The sequence below is a fragment of the Agrococcus pavilionensis RW1 genome (assembly GCF_000400485.1).
Classification (GTDB): domain Bacteria; phylum Actinomycetota; class Actinomycetes; order Actinomycetales; family Microbacteriaceae; genus Agrococcus; species Agrococcus pavilionensis.
Genome location: NZ_ASHR01000023.1, coordinates 21,061 through 36,416, shown reverse-complemented (window position 1 = coordinate 36,416; position 15,356 = coordinate 21,061). Strand labels below are relative to the sequence as shown.

The 15,356-nt window shown below is 73.2% G+C and carries 21 protein-coding genes and 3 tRNA genes; 10 read left to right on the top strand and 14 right to left on the bottom strand.

The window, feature by feature from the left end; all coding sequences use genetic code 11:
* Positions 1-6: 6 nt before the first annotated feature.
* Positions 7-147: a hypothetical protein gene (locus L332_RS30340; protein ID WP_021010459.1), complete on the bottom strand. Its 141-nt coding sequence runs from the start codon at positions 145-147 to the stop codon at positions 7-9.
* 215 nt (positions 148-362) lie between these two features.
* On the opposite strand from L332_RS30340, the gene L332_RS22055 reads away from it, so the two are divergent.
* Entirely contained in the window at positions 363-1,103 is a 741-nt protein-coding gene (locus L332_RS22055) for a winged helix-turn-helix domain-containing protein (RefSeq protein WP_021010458.1), read from the top strand.
* Between the two features lie 184 nt (positions 1,104-1,287).
* On the opposite strand, the gene L332_RS22050 is transcribed toward L332_RS22055, so the two are convergent.
* Positions 1,288-2,046, bottom strand: coding sequence for an alpha/beta fold hydrolase (locus tag L332_RS22050; protein WP_021010457.1), 759 nt, complete (start codon positions 2,044-2,046; stop codon positions 1,288-1,290).
* A gap of 94 nt (positions 2,047-2,140) precedes the next feature.
* Here L332_RS22050 and L332_RS29420 point away from each other — a divergent pair, with 94 nt between their 5' ends.
* The 4 genes from L332_RS29420 to L332_RS22040 are packed head-to-tail and all read left to right on the top strand — an operon-like array spanning position 2,141 to position 4,757.
* A complete protein-coding gene (locus L332_RS29420; protein WP_021010456.1) occupies positions 2,141-2,830 on the top strand; it encodes a type 1 glutamine amidotransferase in 690 nt (229 codons plus the stop codon).
* Between the two features lie 43 nt (positions 2,831-2,873).
* Positions 2,874-3,419 carry a helix-turn-helix domain-containing protein gene (locus L332_RS22045; RefSeq protein WP_021010455.1) on the top strand — a complete coding sequence of 182 codons (546 nt, stop codon included), beginning with the start codon at positions 2,874-2,876 and terminating at the stop codon, positions 3,417-3,419.
* Positions 3,416-4,105 (top strand): hypothetical protein, encoded by a 690-nt coding sequence (locus tag L332_RS0115185; RefSeq protein WP_021010454.1) that lies wholly within the window; start codon positions 3,416-3,418, stop codon positions 4,103-4,105. Before L332_RS22045 ends, L332_RS0115185 begins: the two co-directional genes overlap by 4 nt.
* A 31-nt stretch (positions 4,106-4,136) precedes the next feature.
* The gene (locus L332_RS22040; protein WP_021010453.1) at positions 4,137-4,757 is read left to right on the top strand and encodes a hypothetical protein; all 621 of its coding nucleotides are present in this window, start codon (positions 4,137-4,139) and stop codon (positions 4,755-4,757) included.
* Here L332_RS22040 and L332_RS22035 read toward each other — a convergent pair.
* From L332_RS22035 to L332_RS22020, 4 genes are read right to left on the bottom strand one after another with little or no spacing between them, the layout of a single operon-like run.
* Positions 4,754-5,671, bottom strand: coding sequence for an asparaginase (locus tag L332_RS22035; protein ID WP_021010452.1), 918 nt, complete (start codon positions 5,669-5,671; stop codon positions 4,754-4,756). The two genes, L332_RS22040 and L332_RS22035, sit on opposite strands and share 4 nt — an antisense overlap.
* Positions 5,672-5,680: 9 nt before the next feature.
* The gene (locus L332_RS22030) at positions 5,681-6,307 is read right to left on the bottom strand and encodes a methylated-DNA--[protein]-cysteine S-methyltransferase (protein WP_021010451.1); all 627 of its coding nucleotides are present in this window, start codon (positions 6,305-6,307) and stop codon (positions 5,681-5,683) included.
* Positions 6,304-6,765 carry an RNA polymerase sigma factor gene (locus tag L332_RS22025; protein ID WP_021010450.1) on the bottom strand — a complete coding sequence of 154 codons (462 nt, stop codon included), beginning with the start codon at positions 6,763-6,765 and terminating at the stop codon, positions 6,304-6,306. Before L332_RS22025 ends, L332_RS22030 begins: the two co-directional genes overlap by 4 nt.
* The gene (locus L332_RS22020) at positions 6,762-7,250 is read right to left on the bottom strand and encodes a methylated-DNA--[protein]-cysteine S-methyltransferase (RefSeq protein ID WP_021010449.1); all 489 of its coding nucleotides are present in this window, start codon (positions 7,248-7,250) and stop codon (positions 6,762-6,764) included. Before L332_RS22020 ends, L332_RS22025 begins: the two co-directional genes overlap by 4 nt.
* Positions 7,251-7,357: 107 nt before the next feature.
* Between L332_RS22020 and L332_RS22015 the strand changes: the two genes are divergently transcribed.
* Together L332_RS22015 and L332_RS22010 are read left to right on the top strand one after the other, a co-directional pair.
* Positions 7,358-7,918, top strand: coding sequence for a histidine phosphatase family protein (locus L332_RS22015; RefSeq protein ID WP_021010448.1), 561 nt, complete (start codon positions 7,358-7,360; stop codon positions 7,916-7,918).
* On the top strand, positions 7,915-9,258 hold the full coding sequence (locus L332_RS22010; RefSeq protein WP_021010447.1) for an FAD-binding oxidoreductase: 1,344 nt from the start codon (positions 7,915-7,917) through the stop codon (positions 9,256-9,258). The genes L332_RS22015 and L332_RS22010 overlap by 4 nt, the downstream gene beginning before the upstream one ends.
* 98 nt (positions 9,259-9,356) lie before the next feature.
* On the opposite strand, the gene L332_RS22005 is transcribed toward L332_RS22010, so the two are convergent.
* Positions 9,357-9,728 carry an FKBP-type peptidyl-prolyl cis-trans isomerase gene (locus tag L332_RS22005; RefSeq protein WP_021010446.1) on the bottom strand — a complete coding sequence of 124 codons (372 nt, stop codon included), beginning with the start codon at positions 9,726-9,728 and terminating at the stop codon, positions 9,357-9,359.
* Positions 9,729-9,857: 129 nt separating this feature from the next.
* Between L332_RS22005 and L332_RS22000 the strand changes: the two genes are divergently transcribed.
* Positions 9,858-10,280 (top strand): OsmC family peroxiredoxin, encoded by a 423-nt coding sequence (locus L332_RS22000; protein ID WP_021010445.1) that lies wholly within the window; start codon positions 9,858-9,860, stop codon positions 10,278-10,280.
* A 305-nt stretch (positions 10,281-10,585) separates the two neighbouring features.
* Here L332_RS22000 and speB read toward each other — a convergent pair whose 3' ends face one another.
* Complete coding sequence (speB, locus tag L332_RS21995; RefSeq protein WP_031223620.1) at positions 10,586-11,521, bottom strand: agmatinase; 936 nt, start codon at positions 11,519-11,521, stop codon at positions 10,586-10,588.
* A 155-nt stretch (positions 11,522-11,676) separates the two neighbouring features.
* Here speB and L332_RS21990 point away from each other — a divergent pair, with 155 nt between their 5' ends.
* Positions 11,677-12,183, top strand: coding sequence for a hypothetical protein (locus L332_RS21990; protein WP_021010442.1), 507 nt, complete (start codon positions 11,677-11,679; stop codon positions 12,181-12,183).
* A gap of 76 nt (positions 12,184-12,259) precedes the next feature.
* Positions 12,260-12,697: a hypothetical protein gene (locus L332_RS21985; protein WP_021010441.1), complete on the top strand. Its 438-nt coding sequence runs from the start codon at positions 12,260-12,262 to the stop codon at positions 12,695-12,697.
* Between the two features lie 17 nt (positions 12,698-12,714).
* Here L332_RS21985 and L332_RS21980 read toward each other — a convergent pair whose 3' ends face one another.
* The 6 genes from L332_RS21980 to L332_RS21955 form a co-directional block, all read right to left on the bottom strand.
* A complete protein-coding gene (locus tag L332_RS21980) occupies positions 12,715-13,089 on the bottom strand; it encodes a hypothetical protein (RefSeq protein ID WP_021010440.1) in 375 nt (124 codons plus the stop codon).
* 120 nt (positions 13,090-13,209) lie between these two features.
* Positions 13,210-13,282: transfer RNA gene (locus tag L332_RS21975), tRNA-Arg, on the bottom strand.
* 82 nt (positions 13,283-13,364) lie between these two features.
* Positions 13,365-13,568, bottom strand: coding sequence for a cold-shock protein (locus L332_RS21970; protein ID WP_021010439.1), 204 nt, complete (start codon positions 13,566-13,568; stop codon positions 13,365-13,367).
* A 178-nt stretch (positions 13,569-13,746) separates the two neighbouring features.
* Positions 13,747-13,835, bottom strand: a tRNA-Ser gene (locus L332_RS21965).
* A gap of 91 nt (positions 13,836-13,926) precedes the next feature.
* Positions 13,927-15,204 carry an LCP family protein gene (locus tag L332_RS21960; RefSeq protein WP_021010438.1) on the bottom strand — a complete coding sequence of 426 codons (1,278 nt, stop codon included), beginning with the start codon at positions 15,202-15,204 and terminating at the stop codon, positions 13,927-13,929.
* 30 nt (positions 15,205-15,234) lie between these two features.
* Positions 15,235-15,319 (bottom strand) — tRNA-Ser (locus L332_RS21955).
* Positions 15,320-15,356 lie beyond the last annotated feature (37 nt).

The following is a 15,356-nucleotide window of genomic DNA, read 5'->3' as shown; positions in this document are numbered from 1 at the left end:
CCGCGCTCAAAGAAGCTGAGGCACGTCGGTCATTTGACTTGCGACGCGAGAAGCGGCGATACTGGCAGGCATGACGACCACCTTCGGCCCCCAGTCCGTCCTCGCGACGAACGGGACGAACGGCATGATGATGCCGATGGTCGGCATGCGTCGAATGTGTGCTTGAGCCCAGCTCGCACCGCCCGACCGCTCCGCATCGGAGTCGCTGACGCATCACCGTCGCACCCCGTGAGGCCCTGAGCAGGCCTGCGAGCGGTCACCGGACCCATCCGAGGTCCGCGCACCACCCCTCGACTCCTCGAGTCGGCAGCACTCATCGCCCCTCCGCGGGCGCTGCCGACCGCACGCCGGAAGGCCCTCCCATGACCATCACCGCTCTCCCCGCCCGCACTGCCCTTCACCGTCAGCTCGGCCGCCCGTCGCTCGCCCAGCCCCGCACGAGCGGCTCGAGCGCCCTCAAGCCGCTGCCCGCCGCATCCGCCCCGAGCCCGACGGCCGCGCCGCACGCCGCCGTCCGGGCCGTCCCCGAGGGCACCGAGGCGCGCGGCTTCGTGCTCTACGTCGGCCTCGGCGAGGACGCCGCCGCCGAGGACCGCGTCGAGCTCGCGCGGCTCGTCACCGAGCTGCGCGCCCTCACGTCGAAGCTCGCCCCGAGCGCCCAGACCCACGCCGCGGTCGCGCTCGCGCCGGCCGGCGCCGGCGGTCGCGACGTCGACGTCGTGCGGCGCGCGCTCGGCGACCCCGCGGTGCAGCAGCCGGCTGCCGAGACCGACCCGGGCATCGTCATCGACCTCACCCGCAAGCGCGTCGCGATCGGCGACGAGATCGCGCCGCTCACCTACCGCGAGTTCGAGCTGCTGCAGCACATCGTGCTGCGCGAGGGCTCGACGGTCGGCCGCTGCGACATCATCGACGCGCTGTGGGACGCCGACGCCGACGACCGTCCCAACGAGCGCACGATCGACGTGCACGTGCGGCGCCTGCGCGCGAAGCTCGGCGCCTACGCCGAGATCATCCGCACCGTGCGCGGCGCGGGCTACCGCTTCGACGGGCATGCCGACGTCACGGTGCTCGCCTCCGGGCCGAGCCCCGACCGCTTCTGACCAGCGCCCACAGCCCATTCACAGGTAGAACTGGGTCGGTTCGTTACCCATCCGTTATACGTTCGTCGCACGTCGATCGTAGTGCTGTGGCGATCGGCGGAAGCGGAGGCAGCAGCCTCACTTGGTGCAAGGGACTGGGGCCGGTCGGGAGAACCCGATCGGCCCTCTTGCACATCCGGGCAGGTCAGCCGAGGTGTTCGGCGAGGAACGCGGATGCGCGGCGCCGGAAGGCGCCCGAGGTCGGCGCGTTCACGTGGTCGCGACCGGGGATCTCCTCGAAGCGGCCATCGGCCAGCAGCGGCAGCAGCTCGCGGGTGTCGTCCGCGCGGGTGTCCTTCGCGCCCGTCATGAGCAGCGTCGGCACGGCCGGCGGCGCTTGGGCCGGGTCGAAGAGCGTGCGCGAGACCTCGCCCGCGAGCGTGACGAGCGTCGCGGGGTCGTGCTCGGGGAACACCGCCGCGAGGTCGACGATGAACGACTCCATGGGGCCGGGCTCCGCCTCCCCCGCGAGCGCTCGGCGCGCGAGGTCGACGTCGAAGCGCTCGAACGGGTCGCTCGCCGGCAGCCCGCCGAGCACGAGCGCGCGGAACGCGTGCGGCCGGGTGCCGGCATGGCGCCACAGCAGCCGCGCCCCCATCGAATAGCCGATCGCGCCGGGCGGCTCGTCGAGCGCGAGCTGCTCGAGCACCGCGTCGACGTCGGCGACGAAGCGCGGCACGTCGTAGCCGGTCGAGGGCCGGTCGCTCTCGCCGTGGCCGCGGAGGTCCATCGCGATGCCGCGCAGCCCCGCCTCGGCGAGCGCCGCACCCCAGCCGCTGCCGATCCAGTTGCGCCTCGCGTTCGACGAGAAGCCGTGGATCATCAGCACCGGTGCGCCGTCCGGGTCGCCGAGCTCGTGCAGGGCGATCCGCACCCCGTCGGGCGCCATCGCGAAGACGGTCATGCTGCTCCTCCGTTCGGGGGCGGATGCGGTGCGTCCGGCGGGCGGGCAGGGCGCCCGCCGCGCCCTAGGCTAGCGACGAGAGAAGGGTGCTGGGTTGGCGCGATCCGTCCTGTTCATCAAGCACATCGAGTACGAGACGGGCGGGCACGCGACGACGCTGCTGAGCCACCTGCCGACCCGCGAGGCGGTGTTCGAGACGGCGATGCCGCCGCTCGACGAGATCGCCGGCATCGTGATCACGGGCGGGCAGATGAGCGCCGCCGAGGTCGACCGCTACCCCTCGCTGCAGGCGACGGCCGAGCTCGCGCTGCAGGCGATCGACGCGGAGGTCCCGGTGCTCGGCATCTGCCTCGGCCATCAGATCATCGGCCGCGCGCTCGGCGGGGTGCACCGCGAGGGCGTCGTCGACGCCGTCGGCATCCTCGACATCGAGCTCCTCGAGCCCGACCCGTGGCTGGGCGACCACGTCGGCCCGCTGGGCGCCATGCGCTGGAACAGCGACGTCGTCTCGCTCCCGCCCGGCGCGCGGTTGCTCGCGAGCAGCGCCACGGTCGACAACGACGCGTTCCGCTACGGCTCGGCGCTCGGCATGCAGTTCCACCTCGAGGCCGACGACCGGGTCATGCGGCTGTGGGACTCCGTCGCCTCGCCGACGCTCTCGGAGCTGCGAGACGCGGATGCGGTGGCCGAGTGGCGCGCGCACCTCGCGACCGACGAGACGCTGCTCGGCGTCGTCGAGCGTGGCTTCGGCGCGTTCGCGGAGGCGTGCGCCGCACGGCTCTGACCGAGCACTCAAACCACTCACAGTTCTGATAACGTTCTCAATCATGAGAACGACGAAGGCGGATGTCATCCTGCACCCGCAGCGGATGGCGATCATCCGCGCCCTCGGGTCGCAGCGCCGCACGCCGAGAGAGCTGCTCGCCGACCTGCCAGAGCTCTCGCAGGCGAGCCTCTACCGGCACCTCTCGACGCTCGAGCAGAGCGGCTTCGTGGAGGTGGTCGAGGAGCGCCGGCGGCGCGGCGCGGTCGAGCGCACGTACGCGCTCGGCAGCGGTGGGGTCATCACCGCGGCGGAGCTCGCGGAGGCGAGTCGCGACGACCACTTCCGCTACTTCGCGTCCTTCGCGAGCAGCCTCATGGGCCAGTACGACCGATACCTCGAGCGCGACGAGATCGACCTCGAGCGCGACGGCGTCGGCTTCCGCGAGCACGTGCTGCACCTCAGCGACGCCGAGCTGCGCGCGCTGCTCGCGGAGCTGCGCGCGGTGCTCGCCGCGCGCTCCCACCACGAGCCCTCCCCCGACCGCTCGCCGCGCCTCATCGCGACGGTCACGATGCCCGCCGACGCCCCAGCGAAGGAGACCCGATGACCGCGCTCACCGATGACCGGCGACTCGCCGCGACCCTGCGCCGCAACGCCCTCGCGGTGCTGCCCGCGCCGCTGATCGCCGGCGCGGCCCTCGCCGCGCTCGCCTGGCCGCCGCTCGGCGTGCCCGCCCTGCTCGGTGCCGCCGGCTGGCTGCTGGCGCTCGCGGCGCGCCAGCCCGTGGCGCTCCTCGTCGCCCGGCGGACGACTCCGGCTCGAGGCGCCGCGATCATCGGCTGGTGCTCGGGGCCGGCGGAGGAGCTCGTGCGGCTCGCGCTCGTGCTGCTCGCGCTCCGCTCCTTCGAGGACGCGATCTGGGCCGGCTTCGGCTGGGCCACGATCGAGGTGCTGCTCGTGCTCAGCAACGGCTTCGCGATGGCCGCCCTCATCGCGAAGGACGACGCGAAGTCGCTCGAGGCACGAGCACTGCTCGAGGCGCAGGGCCTGCTCGCCCCGCACCACGCCGGCTGGGGCCTCCTCGAGCGGCTGAGCGCGACCGCGCTCCACACCGGCTTCACCCTGCTGCTGCTCGCGCAGCCGTGGCTCGTGCTGCTGACGCTGCCCGCGCACTCCGCGATCAACATGCTGATGGTGCGGATCGGCAGGACCCGCCTCGCCGTCGCTGAGATCGCCTTCGCGATCGTGAGCGCGGCGGTGCTCGCGGCGGGGATCCTGCTCGCCACCGCGTGACGCCCGGGCGCCGCCCTGCTAGGCATGGCTCGTGACCGCTGCGAGCGCGAGGACGCGCCTGCCCGACCCGCTGGATCGAGCGCGAGCGCTCCGCGCGTGGCTCGCGGCCGCCGGAGGAGCGTGGGCGCTCGTGAGCGCTCCGATCGTCGTCGCGGCGTGGGGCGGCCCGCTCACCTCGATCGGACGCCTCGAACCGTGGCGCTCGGCGGGGGCCGCAGTCGATGACCCGTACGTCGTCTTCGGCGCGCTGAGCGGCGTGAGCTTCCTCGCCATCGGCCTCGCGCTGCTGCCCGACCTGCGCCGCGCGGGCTGGGGCGGGACGGCGCTGGCCTGGGCGATCATCGTCGGGGCGGCGGTCACCGCCGTCAGCTACGTCAGCACGCCCGCCGATGCGCCGCTGCACGCGCTGTGGGGCGCGGAGGGCTACTGGCTCGTCGCCATCGGCCTGCTCGGCGTCCTTGCGGCGTGGACCGCCGGGCGCGCGTGGCCGCGCTGGAGCCGCGCGCTGCTCGCGCTCACGCTGCCGGTGCTCGTGCTCGGCCTGCTCGCGCTCGGCTACTACCCGCACGGACCGCTCGTCGCGCTCGCGCTCGAGGCCGTGGCGCTCATCCTCGCGGCGCCGCGGGCTGCACGCGACGGTGGACGCGCCTAGACGACCGGGCGCAGCAGGCCGACCGGCTCGCCCGCGCTGCGCTGCACGAGGCCGAGCGGCTCGCCGAGGCGCTCGAGCGTGCCCTCCGGGATCGCGCCGGCCCGCTCGAGCATCGCGAGGGCGACCGGTGCGCCAGCCCGCCGCGCGCCGTCGGCGCTCTTCACGACCGCGGTCGTGCCGTCGGGGGCGACCATCGCCTGCGTGCCCTCCGCGCCGAACTTCGTCGCGCATCCGGTGCCCTCGATCACGATCGCGTCGGGCCGGCCCGCGCCGTCGATGAGCGTGGGGTGCGCCCGCATGGCGTCTCCGACGAAGCGGTGCCCGCCCGCCCCGTCGGGCGCGAGGCGCCGGAAGGCTCGCGCGAGCCCGACCGGGGTGGTCGCGAAGACGAGCGCCCCGCAGCCGTCGCGCGCGATGCTCGGCACGCGCTCGCCCGTGGCGCCGTCGATCCCCTCGCGGAGCACCGCGGTCAGCGGATGCGACTCCTCCCAGTACCCGTCGGGCACGCCGAGCGCGCGCGCCGCGGCCGCGAACGCGATGTGCTTGCCGACGCACATGTGCGCGAACCGCCGCTGCGTGCCGTCGGGCGCCTGCATCGGCGGGCAGCGCAGCGATTCCTCGTCGACCGCGAGGGCGGCCGCCATCGCCTGGGCGGTCGCGACGTGCTCCGCGTCGGCCCAGTGGCTCGCGCTCGCGAGCGCGGCGTGCGCCGGCTCGAGCTCGACGAGGCCCCGCTCGAGCAGCGTCGCCGCGAAGAGCGGCTTGAGCGCGCTGCGCGCGAGGAACGGGCGCTCGACCGGCCCGTGGGCCTCGATGACGCGCCCCTCAGGGTCGATGAGCACAGCGACACCGCGGTGCTCCGACTCGACGAATCCGTCGCGCTCGACGACGGCGAGGAGCTCGGTGGCTGGCATTCGCCCAGGCTAGTGCGCGACGCCTGCGCCTTCGATGCGGAGCAGCCGCTGCTTCGCCTCGACGCCGCCGACGTACTGCCCGAGCGCACCGTCGCTGCGCACCACCCGGTGGCACGGGATCGCCACCGGGAGCGGGTTGCGGCGGCACGCCGTGCCGACCGCCCGCACGGCTCGCGGCGAGCCCGCGGCCGCCGCGACCTGCGCATAGCTGCGCGTCTCGCCGTAGGGGATCTCGCGCAGCCGCTCGATCACGTCGCGACCGAAGCCGCGCGCGAGCGAGAGGTCGAGGGGCCCGACGAAGGCGCGAGCACGACCCGCGATGAGGTCGTCGATCGCGCGCGCCGCTGCGTCGAGCCGGTCGGGCGCCTCGAGGATGCGCGGGCTGAGCGAGGTCGCGAGCCGCTCGAGGGTGGCGTCGGGCGCTGCGCCGTCGAAGGTCACCGAGACGAGGCCCGCCGGCGTGCTCGCGAGCAGCAGCGCGCCGAGCTCGGTGTCGAGCGAGCGGTAGGCGACGTCGAGCAGCCCGCGCTCGGCGGCGCGATCCGCGAGCCTCGCGCGCAGCTCGACGACCCGATCGGCGGAGGGCTCGAGCGGCGCGGCGCGGAACGGCACGCCCGACGAGAGCGGCTCGGTCATCGCTCCTCCCCCATGAGCACCCGCAGCCGCCGCACGCCGTCGGACGACGCGCGACGCACCGCATCCGTCGAGGACTGCAGCTGCGCCGCGACCTCGGCGAACGGCAGCCCGCCGAGGTGGTGCAGCACGACCGCCTCGCGCTGGCGCTGCGGCAGCTGCGCGAGTGCGCGGGCGAGGTCGAGGTCGCGGGCGCGATCGGGGGCGATGCGCTCGGGCACCTCGCCGACGACGAGCCGCGAGCGCCGCCGCAGGACGTCGATCGCCTTCCGGTGCGCGATCGTCACGAGCCAGCCCTCGATGCGGGCGCCGTGCGCGAGCGTCGGGTAGGCCTCGAGCGCGGCGAGGAACGTCTCGCTCCATGCGTCGTCGGCGTCGGCCTCGTCGAGCAGCGCCCGGCACACCCGCCAGACGCGAGCGCCGTGCCGCTCGACGATCCTCTCGAACGGGGCACGGCTCACGCGACCGAATCTAGCCGCGCGCGCCGCTCGTGATCGAGCAGGAAGCGCTTGCGCTCGACGCCGCCGGCGTAGCCGGTGAGCGCGCCGGTCGAGCCGACCACCCGGTGGCACGGCACGACGATCGAGAGCGGGTTGCGGCTGTTCGCGAGCCCGACGGCGCGCACGGCGGTTGGCTGGCCGATCCGGGCGGCGATCCAGCCGTAGGTGCGCGTCTCGCCGTAGGGGATCTCGCGCAGCGCATCCCAGACGCGCAGCTGGAACGGGCTGCCGGCCGGGTCGAGCGGCAGCTCGAACGCCTCGCGATCGCCCGCCCAGTACTCGGCGAGCTGGCGCACGGCATCCGCGAACACCGCGTCGTCGCGGTCGCCGAAGCCGGCCGGGTCGGGCGCGGGCCGGTGCTCGGGCATGTAGACGCCCGAGAGCGCGCCGTCGCGAGCGACGAGCGTCAGCTCGCCGATCGGGCTGTCGATGGTGGTGTGGGTCATGGCCGCATTCCTCTCACACCCTGCCAACGCGCGAGCGGCGCGGAATGTGAGGTTGTGGATGACGGCGGATGCGCGGGCCGCGCTCGCGCGCCGCCTAGGCTCGAAGCATGGAGATCGCGCTCGTCCGGCACGGCCAGACGGACTGGAACCTCGCCGGCCGACTGCAGGGCACGAGCGACATCCCGCTCAACGAGACGGGCATCGCCCAGGCGCACACCGCCGCGCGGCTGCTCGCCGCCGAGACGCCCGGCGACGGTCGTTGGGATGCCGTGGTCTCGTCGACGCTCGAGCGCGCGGCGGTGACGGCCGACATCATCGCCGCGGAGCTCGACCTCGAGGTCGGCGGCCGCTTCGCGAGCCTCATCGAGCGCGCCTACGGCGAGGCCGAGGGCCTCACGAAGGACGAGGCGATCGCGCGCTTCGGCACGGACTGGCCGGGCGAGGAGGACTTCGACGACCTGCAGCGGCGCGCGGTCGCGGCGATCGACGACGTCGCGGCACGCAATCCCGTCGGAGCGCTCGTGATCGTCTCGCACGGCACGTTCATCCGCGCCTTCGCCGACCACGTCACCGGGCTCGAGACCCGCACGCCCGACAACGCGCACTCCGTCCGGTTCCGCGGCACGCCCGGCGCGTGGACGCTCGTCGACGGGCTGGTGCTCGCGTGAGCCTCGACGCGCTGCGCGCGGCGCTGCCGGCCCACGTGCTCGTCACCGACCCGATCGCGCTCGACGTCGCGCGCGCCGACAAGTCGGGCCATCGCGCCCTCGCGGCGCCGATCGCGATCGTCGAGGCAGAGGCGGTGGAGCACGTGCAGGCAGCGCTCCGCTGGGCGAGCGAGCACCGCGTGCCGGTCGTGCCTCGCGCCGCGGGCACGGGCCTCGCGGGCGGCGCGATCGCCGGTGAGGGCGAGCTCGTCGTCTCGGTCGACCGCATGCGGCGCCTGCTCGACGTCTCGCTCGTCGACCAGTCCTGCGTGGTCGAGCCGGGCATCCGGAACGCCGAGCTCAACGAGCTGCTCGCCGCCCACGGGCTGTGGTGGCCGCCCGACCCGGCGAGCCGCGCGATCTCGACCGTGGGCGGCAACATCGCCACGAACGCCGGCGGGCTGCTGTGCGCGAAGTACGGCGTGACGCGCGAGTGGGTGCTCGCGCTCGACGTCGTGCTCGCCGACGGCAGCCTCATCTCGACCGGCCACCGCACCGTCAAGGGCGTCACCGGGCTCGACCTGACGGCGCTCATGATCGGCTCGGAGGGGACGCTCGGCATCGTCGTCGGCGCGACGCTCAAGCTGCGTCCGCTCGTCGAAGGCGGCATCTGGACGGTCGGCGCGTTCTTCGACGACGAGGCCATCGCCGCCGCCGCGTGCACCGCGGTGACGGCCGCGCGCATCCGCCCCGCCATCATGGAGCTCGTCGGTCGCGATGCCGTCTCGATGCTCGCCGCCTACACCGGCCAGCCGATGGAGGGCGCGTTCGTGCTCGTGCAGACCGACGACCTCGGCGCCGCCGCGACGTCGGAGGCGGTCGCCGGCATCCTCGCCGCGCACGGCGGGCGGGTCGAGCGCACCGACGACGCAGCGAGGTCGGATGTGCTGGTGCAGGTGCGCAGGCAGGTGCACTTCGCGCTCGAGTCCTTCGGCACGGTGCTCGTCGAGGACGTCTCGGTGCCGAGGTCGCGGCTCGCGGACATGTTCCGCGCGTGCGAGGAGGCGTCGGCTCGGCACGGCGTGCGGCTCGCGACGACCGCGCACGCCGGCGACGGCAACCTGCACCCGACCTTCGTCTTCGACGGCACCGAGCCGAGCGACGAGATCTGGGCGTGCGCGAACGAGGTCTTCGAGGCGGCGATCGCGATGGGCGGCACGCTCACGGGCGAGCACGGCGTCGGCATCCTGAAGCGCCGCTGGCTCGTCGACGAGCTCGGCGAGCGGCAGCTCGAGCTGCAGCGCGCGGTGCGCGCGGCCTTCGACCCGCTCGGCATCCTGAATCCGGGCAAGGCCGTCTGAGGCCACCCCGTTCGGCGAGCAGGCCGGAGGCCGCATCGAGACGATCGCGACGATCTCGATACGGCCGCGGCGCGGCCTACTCGATCAGCGGTAGCGAATCAGCGGACGGCGACCAGGTCGCACACGAAGATGAGCGCCTCGTTCGGGCCGATCACGCCGCCAGCGCCGCGCTCGCCGTAGACGAGGTGGGGCGGGATGACGAGCTTGCGGCGGCCACCGACGCGCATGCCGAGGATGCCCTGCTCCCAGCCCTTGATGACCATGCCGACGCCGAGCGGGAACTCGAGCGGTGCGCCGCGGTTGTAGGAGGCGTCGAACTCCTCGCCGGTCGAGTGCGTGACGCCGACGTAGTGCACGCTCACCTGCTTGCCGTTCACCGCCTCCTCGCCGTCGCCGACGGTGATGTCGGTGATCTCGAGGTCAGCGGGCGCGGGCCCCTCGGGGGCGTCGATCTCGGGCTTCTCAATCATGCGCCCATCCTCGCACGCGCCCGCCCGAGTGCCTCCGCGCATCCGACCACCCGACCTCCAGCCTGCGCGCGTAGCCTTGGGCCACTCGCCCGCCGACGGAGGGCGCGACGCGAACTCAAGGAGGACTCCATGGCCATCACCTCGAACGCGAGCACCAGCTGGAACGGGCCGCTCAGCAGCGGCTCCGGCACGACCACGCTCGGCACCGGCTCGAGCTTCGACCTCACGTGGAAGGCGCGCGCCGAGGAGGGCGGCGCCTCGACGCCCGAGGAGTTCATCGCCGCTGCGCACGCCTCCTGCTACGCGATGGCGCTCTCGCACGCGCTCGAGGAGGCCGGCCACGCGCCCGAGTCGCTCAGCACGAGCGCGAAGGTCTCGTTCGAGCCCGGCAAGGGCATCACGACGAGCGTGCTGACGGTGAGCGGGAAGGTGCCCGGTATCGACCAGGAGCAGTTCGCGAAGCATGCCGAGGAGGCCAAGGCCGGCTGCCCGGTCTCGCAGGCCCTCGCGGGCATCGAGATCCAGCTCGAGAGCGCCACGCTCGAGGGCTGAGAAAGCCATCGCGGAAGTGGGTGCGATGCCTTACATTCAGCAGTAGACCCGCGCAGGGGCCTCGACGGACCGGCGAGGGAACCACCCACCACCACTCGCAAAGGAACGCCAATGGGCTTCAAGCAGCTTCCCACCCACCTCCTCCTCTCGCCGCTGGGCGAGGATGACTTCATCATCATGGGCGGAGAGGACGACTTCATCATCATGGGCGGCGGCAGCTCCAAGTAGCCTCGCCCCGACCCCCGCGGCCGCGGTGCTGACAGCGATGTCGGCCCGCGGCCGCGCTGCGTCCGGCGGCTGCCCGCTCAGCGCGACGGCGGCGGGATGAGCGCGAGCAGCTCCCACACGGTGTGCGCGGCGGCGAGTCCCGTGATGCCCGCGTGGTCGTGGGCGGGCAGCACCTCGACGACGTCACCGCCGACGATGTCGAGCCCGCGCAGCTCGCGCAGCACGCCGAAGAGCTCGCGGGTGCTGATGCCGGCGACCTCCGGCGTACCGGTGCCGGGCGCGTGCGCCGGATCCAGCACGTCGATGTCGATCGACACATACACCTGCCCGGTGCCGAGGCGGTCCCGGATGCGCTCGGCGAGCTGCTCGGGCGAGTGACGGGCGAAGTCGTCGCTCCGGATGATCGCGAACCCGACCCGCGCGTCGTCGTCGAGCTCGCTCGGGTCGTAGACGCCGCCGCGGATGCCGACGTGCTGGCAGCGTTCGAGGTCGAGCAGCCCCTCCTCCGCCGCGCGACGGAACGGGGAGCCGTGCCAGATGCTCGCGCCGTGCAGCGTGTCCCACGTGTCGAGGTGCGCGTCGAAGTGGAGCACGGCGAGCGGCCCGTGCCGCTCGGCGGCCGCCCGCAAGAGCGGCAGGGCGATCGTGTGGTCGCCGCCGATCGCCACGACCGTCGTGCCGCCCTGCACGAGCGCCCGTGCCTGCTCATGGATCGCCTCGACCGCGGCCTCGATGTCGTAGGGGCCCACCCGGAGGTCGCCGCCGTCGACCACCTGCTGGTCGCGGAACGGGAACGACTCGTGCACCTGGTGGTACGGATGCAGCTGGCGCGAGTGCTCGCGCACGTGCGCTGGCCCGAAGCGCGCGCCCGGGCGGAAGCTCGTGCCGGAGTCGAACGGGATGCCGACGACGGCGACATCCGCGTGCTCGACCTCGTGCAGCTGCGGCAGCAGCGCGAACGTCGCGATGCCCGCGTAGCGCGGCAGCCCCGGGTCGTCCCGCTGACCGATCATGTCGTCTCCCTGTCCGGCCCTGTCGAGGCCGCGACCGTGCCGGATGCGGTCGCTCTCGTCGCGATTCTGGCACGCGGCGGTCGCCCTCGTGTCACCGAGCGGCCCGGATGCGAGCACAGCGAGGAGCACGAGAGAATGGTGGAGGAGGTGCGGCAGTGGACCACGAGGGCACGCAGGGCGACGGATCGGCGATCGACGCGATCGAGCGCTATGCGCGCCGGGCTGCGCGCATCGGCAGGATCGCCGCCGAGGAGCGCACCTCGCACGAGGAGGCGCACGAGATCGCTCGAGCGACGGCGGTGCTCGCGGCGCGCGACTACGGGCGCGACGCCGCGCGGGCGCGGCTCCGCCGCTCGCCGCTCCTGCACGGCCTCCTCGCGGTCGTCGTGCTCATCCCGGTGGCGAGCGCCTTCATGCCCGACGGCCGCGGGCTCACGCTCTTCTCGCTGCTCTCGCTCGTGTACGTCGCCGTGCACGTGGCCGAGCTCACCATCGGCAGCCCCGTACACCGCTTCGCCGGCCGACTGCCCGCCGCGGTGCAGCAGTTCCTCTCGCCGCACCAGGTGCTCTTCGAGCAGGCGGTGCTGCAGGCCTACACCGAGCGGAGCCGCGAGACGGGAGCGGTCGGCTGCTCGTGCGGCGTGCACGACGACGCTCCCTGAGATCATCCGCGCGGACGACCCGCGATCCGTCGTCCGTCCGACGCGGGCACGTGCCCTCGACCGCTTCGATGGAGGCATGAAGAGACGCCTCCCGACCGTTGCCGCCCTCGCCGCAGCCTCCCTCGCCGTGACGGCCCTCGCGGGCTGCACGAGCGTCACCGACACCTTCGAGCGCGTGCACAGCGAAGCGTTCGACACCCGAGCCGAGGCCTCCGAGGGCTGGGTCGGCGTCGAGATGCCGAGCTGGCTGCCCGACGACGCCGCGAGCATCCGCACGACCGCGACGAACGACGAGACGAGGGCCGTGATCGCGTTCACGGGGAGCGAGCCGAGCGGATGCGTCACCGGCCCCCGCTCATCGCTCCCGTTCGACGGGCGGTACGGCGGCTTCGCCGATGCGAGCGAGCTGCCCGACGAGGTGCTCTGGTGCGGCGCCTACGAGGTGCACGAGTCGGGCGACGGATGGCTCGCGTGGTTCAACGCGACCGAGGCGGGCCAGACCCCGGAGCCCTGAGCGGCTCGCGGCCCGGCTCAGCCGTCCGCGCGACGGCGCCGCTCGAACGTCAGGTCGAGCGACCACGAGTCCGCCTCGCCGTCGGCATGCAGCCGCTCCGAGTGGGGCTCGAGCCTGTGCCGGAAGACGGCGCCGCGGAACAGCGCCGGCACCGTGAAGTCCTCACCGGTCGCGAGCAGCCGCCCGCGCGCGTCGAGCAGCAGCGCGTGACGCAGCACGCCCTCGTCATCCGGGGCGCTCGTCCACCGCAGCTCGGTCGCCGTCGGCCAGCGCTCGAGGAGCCGGGCGCGGAGCCCGTTCACCGCCTCGGCCGCGAGGCTCGCGTCCATGCGCTCGTGCGCTGCCCGAACGGCCTCCGGGCTCGGCGTGAGCTCGCTGTAGTCGAAGTCCATGGTGCTCGCGATCCTGGCACCGCGCGGGCCGGAACGGGCGTCGACGCGCGAGCGGACGCATCCGCGAACCACGAAGGCCACTTGCTTCCGCAAGTGGCCTTCTACTGTCTCAACACAGTGCGCGCCCGGAGGGACTCGAACCCCCAACCTTCTGATCCGTAGTCAGATGCTCTATCCGTTGAGCTACGGGCGCTTGGCCGAACGGCCAGGGATCAGACTACCTGATCCCCGGCCGTCAGCGCGAATCGAGCCGCGTCAGGAGGACGCGACCAGGCTCACAGGGCGCGGATGTTCGCAGCCTGCGGGCCCTTGTTGCCCTCGACGATCTCGAACTCGACTGCCTGAGCCTCTTCGAGGGTCTTGAAGCCGTTGGACTGGATCTGGCTGTAGTGAGCGAACAGATCCTTGCCGCCGTCGTCCGGAGCGATGAAGCCGAAGCCCTTGCCGGAGTCGAACCACTTGACGGTGCCGGTTGCCATATTTCCTTCAATCATGCTGTGCGGCCGGAGCCGCGTTCAGAAGCGCCGAGCAAGATCCGCCCTGCGCCGTCCTCAGCGTAGCGTCGATGACCGACGCCGCGCTGAGAACTTTCCCGCCGGCTTGCGCCGGAGGACGAGCGAGGCCCCGCGTTCCAGAAGGAAGCGGGGCCTCAGTCCGTGGAGACGGAGGGATTTGAACCCTCGGTCCCCTATTGGGGACTCCACCTTAGCAGGGTGGTGCACTAGGCCGGACTATGCGACGTCTCCGAGGCCCGCGGTGGGCAGGCCGACGGCAAGTCTAGCAAAGCGGGGGACGGTCTCGATACGCGGGCTATGCGCGCTGCTCGACCGACGGCGGTCAGCCGCCGAAGGGCACGACGCACGACTCCTGCGACGCATCCTGACCGATGACGCCGTCGAGCTCGTCCGTCGGGGTCGGCGTCGGCGTCGTCCCCGGAGCCGCGCTCTCGGTCGGCTCGGGCGTCGCGGTCGGCTCCGGGGTCGCGGTTGCGGTGGGCCCGGTCGTCGGCGCGGGCGTCTCGTCGGTCGATCCCACACCGAGCGAGTCCTCGCCGAGCTCGATCGGCAGGTCGAGCCGGATGCGCCGCATGAGCTCCTCGGCGCGCTCCTCGTCGGGCACGACGCGCGCCCCCTGGTAGACGTTCGGGTAGAGCACGAACTGCATCGTCTCGAGCGGGATGTCGGCGAGCACGCGCGCCATCGACACCATCGTGCCGATGTCACCCAGGCCCGACGAGAGCGTCATGTTCTCGATCGCGACCTGCGAGATGGCGTAGAGCCGCGTGAAGTCGGTGAGCACCGCGTCCGACTGCAGCGTGCGCACGAGCGACGAGAGGAACACCTGCTGCGACGAGATGCGCGCGAGGTCGGAGCCGTCGCCGACACCGTGGCGCGAGCGCAGGAACTGCAGCGCGCGCTCCCCCTCGAGCTCGTGGACGCCGGCCTCCTCGATCTGGAGCCCGGTCCACGGGTCGTCGATGGGGCCGGCGAAGCAGACCGGCACGCCGCCGACCGCGGTCGACATGTTGATGACGCCCTGGAAGGTGATCATCGCCGCGTAGGGCACGTCCATGCCCGTGAGGCTCTCGACGACGGTCGCGACGCACGCGAGGCCGCCGCGGCCGAGCGCCTGGTTGAACTGCACGTTCCGCGCGGCGGGCACCGTCTCGCCCGTCTCCGGGTCCTCGCACGCCGGGAAGTCGACGAGCAGGTCGCGCGGGAAGGAGACCACCCGCGCGCGGCTGTGGTCCTCGTTGACGTGCAGGAGCATCGTGACGTCGTTGAGCTTGCCGCCGTCGTAGGCCGACTCCCCGAACTCCTCGCCCTGCCCCTCGCGCTGGTCGGAGCCGACCATCAGGATCGTGAACCCGCCCTCGTAAGGCGCGAACCCGGCTTGCGCGGGCGGCACGTCGGCGGCGAGGTCGACGGTCGTGATGCCCGTCGTGACCCGCAGCACCGAGATGCCGACGACGCCGACGACCGCAGTGAGCACGACGGCCATGCCGAGCGCGATCCAGCGGAAGACGTGCGCCACCCCGGAGTGGCGGCGCAGCCGCCCGTGGCGCGGCGTCATCGACGAGGTGTCGACGACGGTCGTCGCGCGCTCGGCTGCCATGGGGCGCCCTCCTGGTCTGGCGGTCTCGTGCGGAGGGCGTGGGATTCGAACCCACGAGGCATCGCTGCCCACCGGTTTTCAAGACCGGCTCCATCGGCCGCTCGGACAGCCCTCCAGGCGCCTCGCGCGGCTGGGAGCGCGGCGGGGGCCTC

Excerpts from the sequence above, each read along its gene's own strand:
- L332_RS30340 (WP_021010459.1), bottom strand. The coding sequence starts at position 147 with ATGCCGACCATCGGCATCATCATGCCGTTCGTCCCGTTCGTCGCGAGG.
- L332_RS22055 (WP_021010458.1), top strand. The coding sequence starts at position 363 with ATGACCATCACCGCTCTCCCCGCCCGCACTGCCCTTCACCGTCAGCTC.
- L332_RS22050 (WP_021010457.1), bottom strand. The coding sequence starts at position 2,046 with ATGACCGTCTTCGCGATGGCGCCCGACGGGGTGCGGATCGCCCTGCAC.
- L332_RS22045 (WP_021010455.1), top strand. The coding sequence starts at position 2,874 with ATGAGAACGACGAAGGCGGATGTCATCCTGCACCCGCAGCGGATGGCG.
- L332_RS0115185 (WP_021010454.1), top strand. The coding sequence starts at position 3,416 with ATGACCGCGCTCACCGATGACCGGCGACTCGCCGCGACCCTGCGCCGC.
- L332_RS22035 (WP_021010452.1), bottom strand. The coding sequence starts at position 5,671 with ATGCCAGCCACCGAGCTCCTCGCCGTCGTCGAGCGCGACGGATTCGTC.
- L332_RS22030 (WP_021010451.1), bottom strand. The coding sequence starts at position 6,307 with ATGACCGAGCCGCTCTCGTCGGGCGTGCCGTTCCGCGCCGCGCCGCTC.
- L332_RS22020 (WP_021010449.1), bottom strand. The coding sequence starts at position 7,250 with ATGACCCACACCACCATCGACAGCCCGATCGGCGAGCTGACGCTCGTC.
- L332_RS22015 (WP_021010448.1), top strand. The coding sequence starts at position 7,358 with ATGGAGATCGCGCTCGTCCGGCACGGCCAGACGGACTGGAACCTCGCC.
- L332_RS22005 (WP_021010446.1), bottom strand. The coding sequence starts at position 9,728 with ATGATTGAGAAGCCCGAGATCGACGCCCCCGAGGGGCCCGCGCCCGCT.
- L332_RS22000 (WP_021010445.1), top strand. The coding sequence starts at position 9,858 with ATGGCCATCACCTCGAACGCGAGCACCAGCTGGAACGGGCCGCTCAGC.
- speB (WP_031223620.1), bottom strand. The coding sequence starts at position 11,521 with ATGATCGGTCAGCGGGACGACCCGGGGCTGCCGCGCTACGCGGGCATC.
- L332_RS21985 (WP_021010441.1), top strand. The coding sequence starts at position 12,260 with ATGAAGAGACGCCTCCCGACCGTTGCCGCCCTCGCCGCAGCCTCCCTC.
- L332_RS21980 (WP_021010440.1), bottom strand. The coding sequence starts at position 13,089 with ATGGACTTCGACTACAGCGAGCTCACGCCGAGCCCGGAGGCCGTTCGG.
- L332_RS21970 (WP_021010439.1), bottom strand. The coding sequence starts at position 13,568 with ATGGCAACCGGCACCGTCAAGTGGTTCGACTCCGGCAAGGGCTTCGGC.
- L332_RS21960 (WP_021010438.1), bottom strand. The coding sequence starts at position 15,204 with ATGGCAGCCGAGCGCGCGACGACCGTCGTCGACACCTCGTCGATGACG.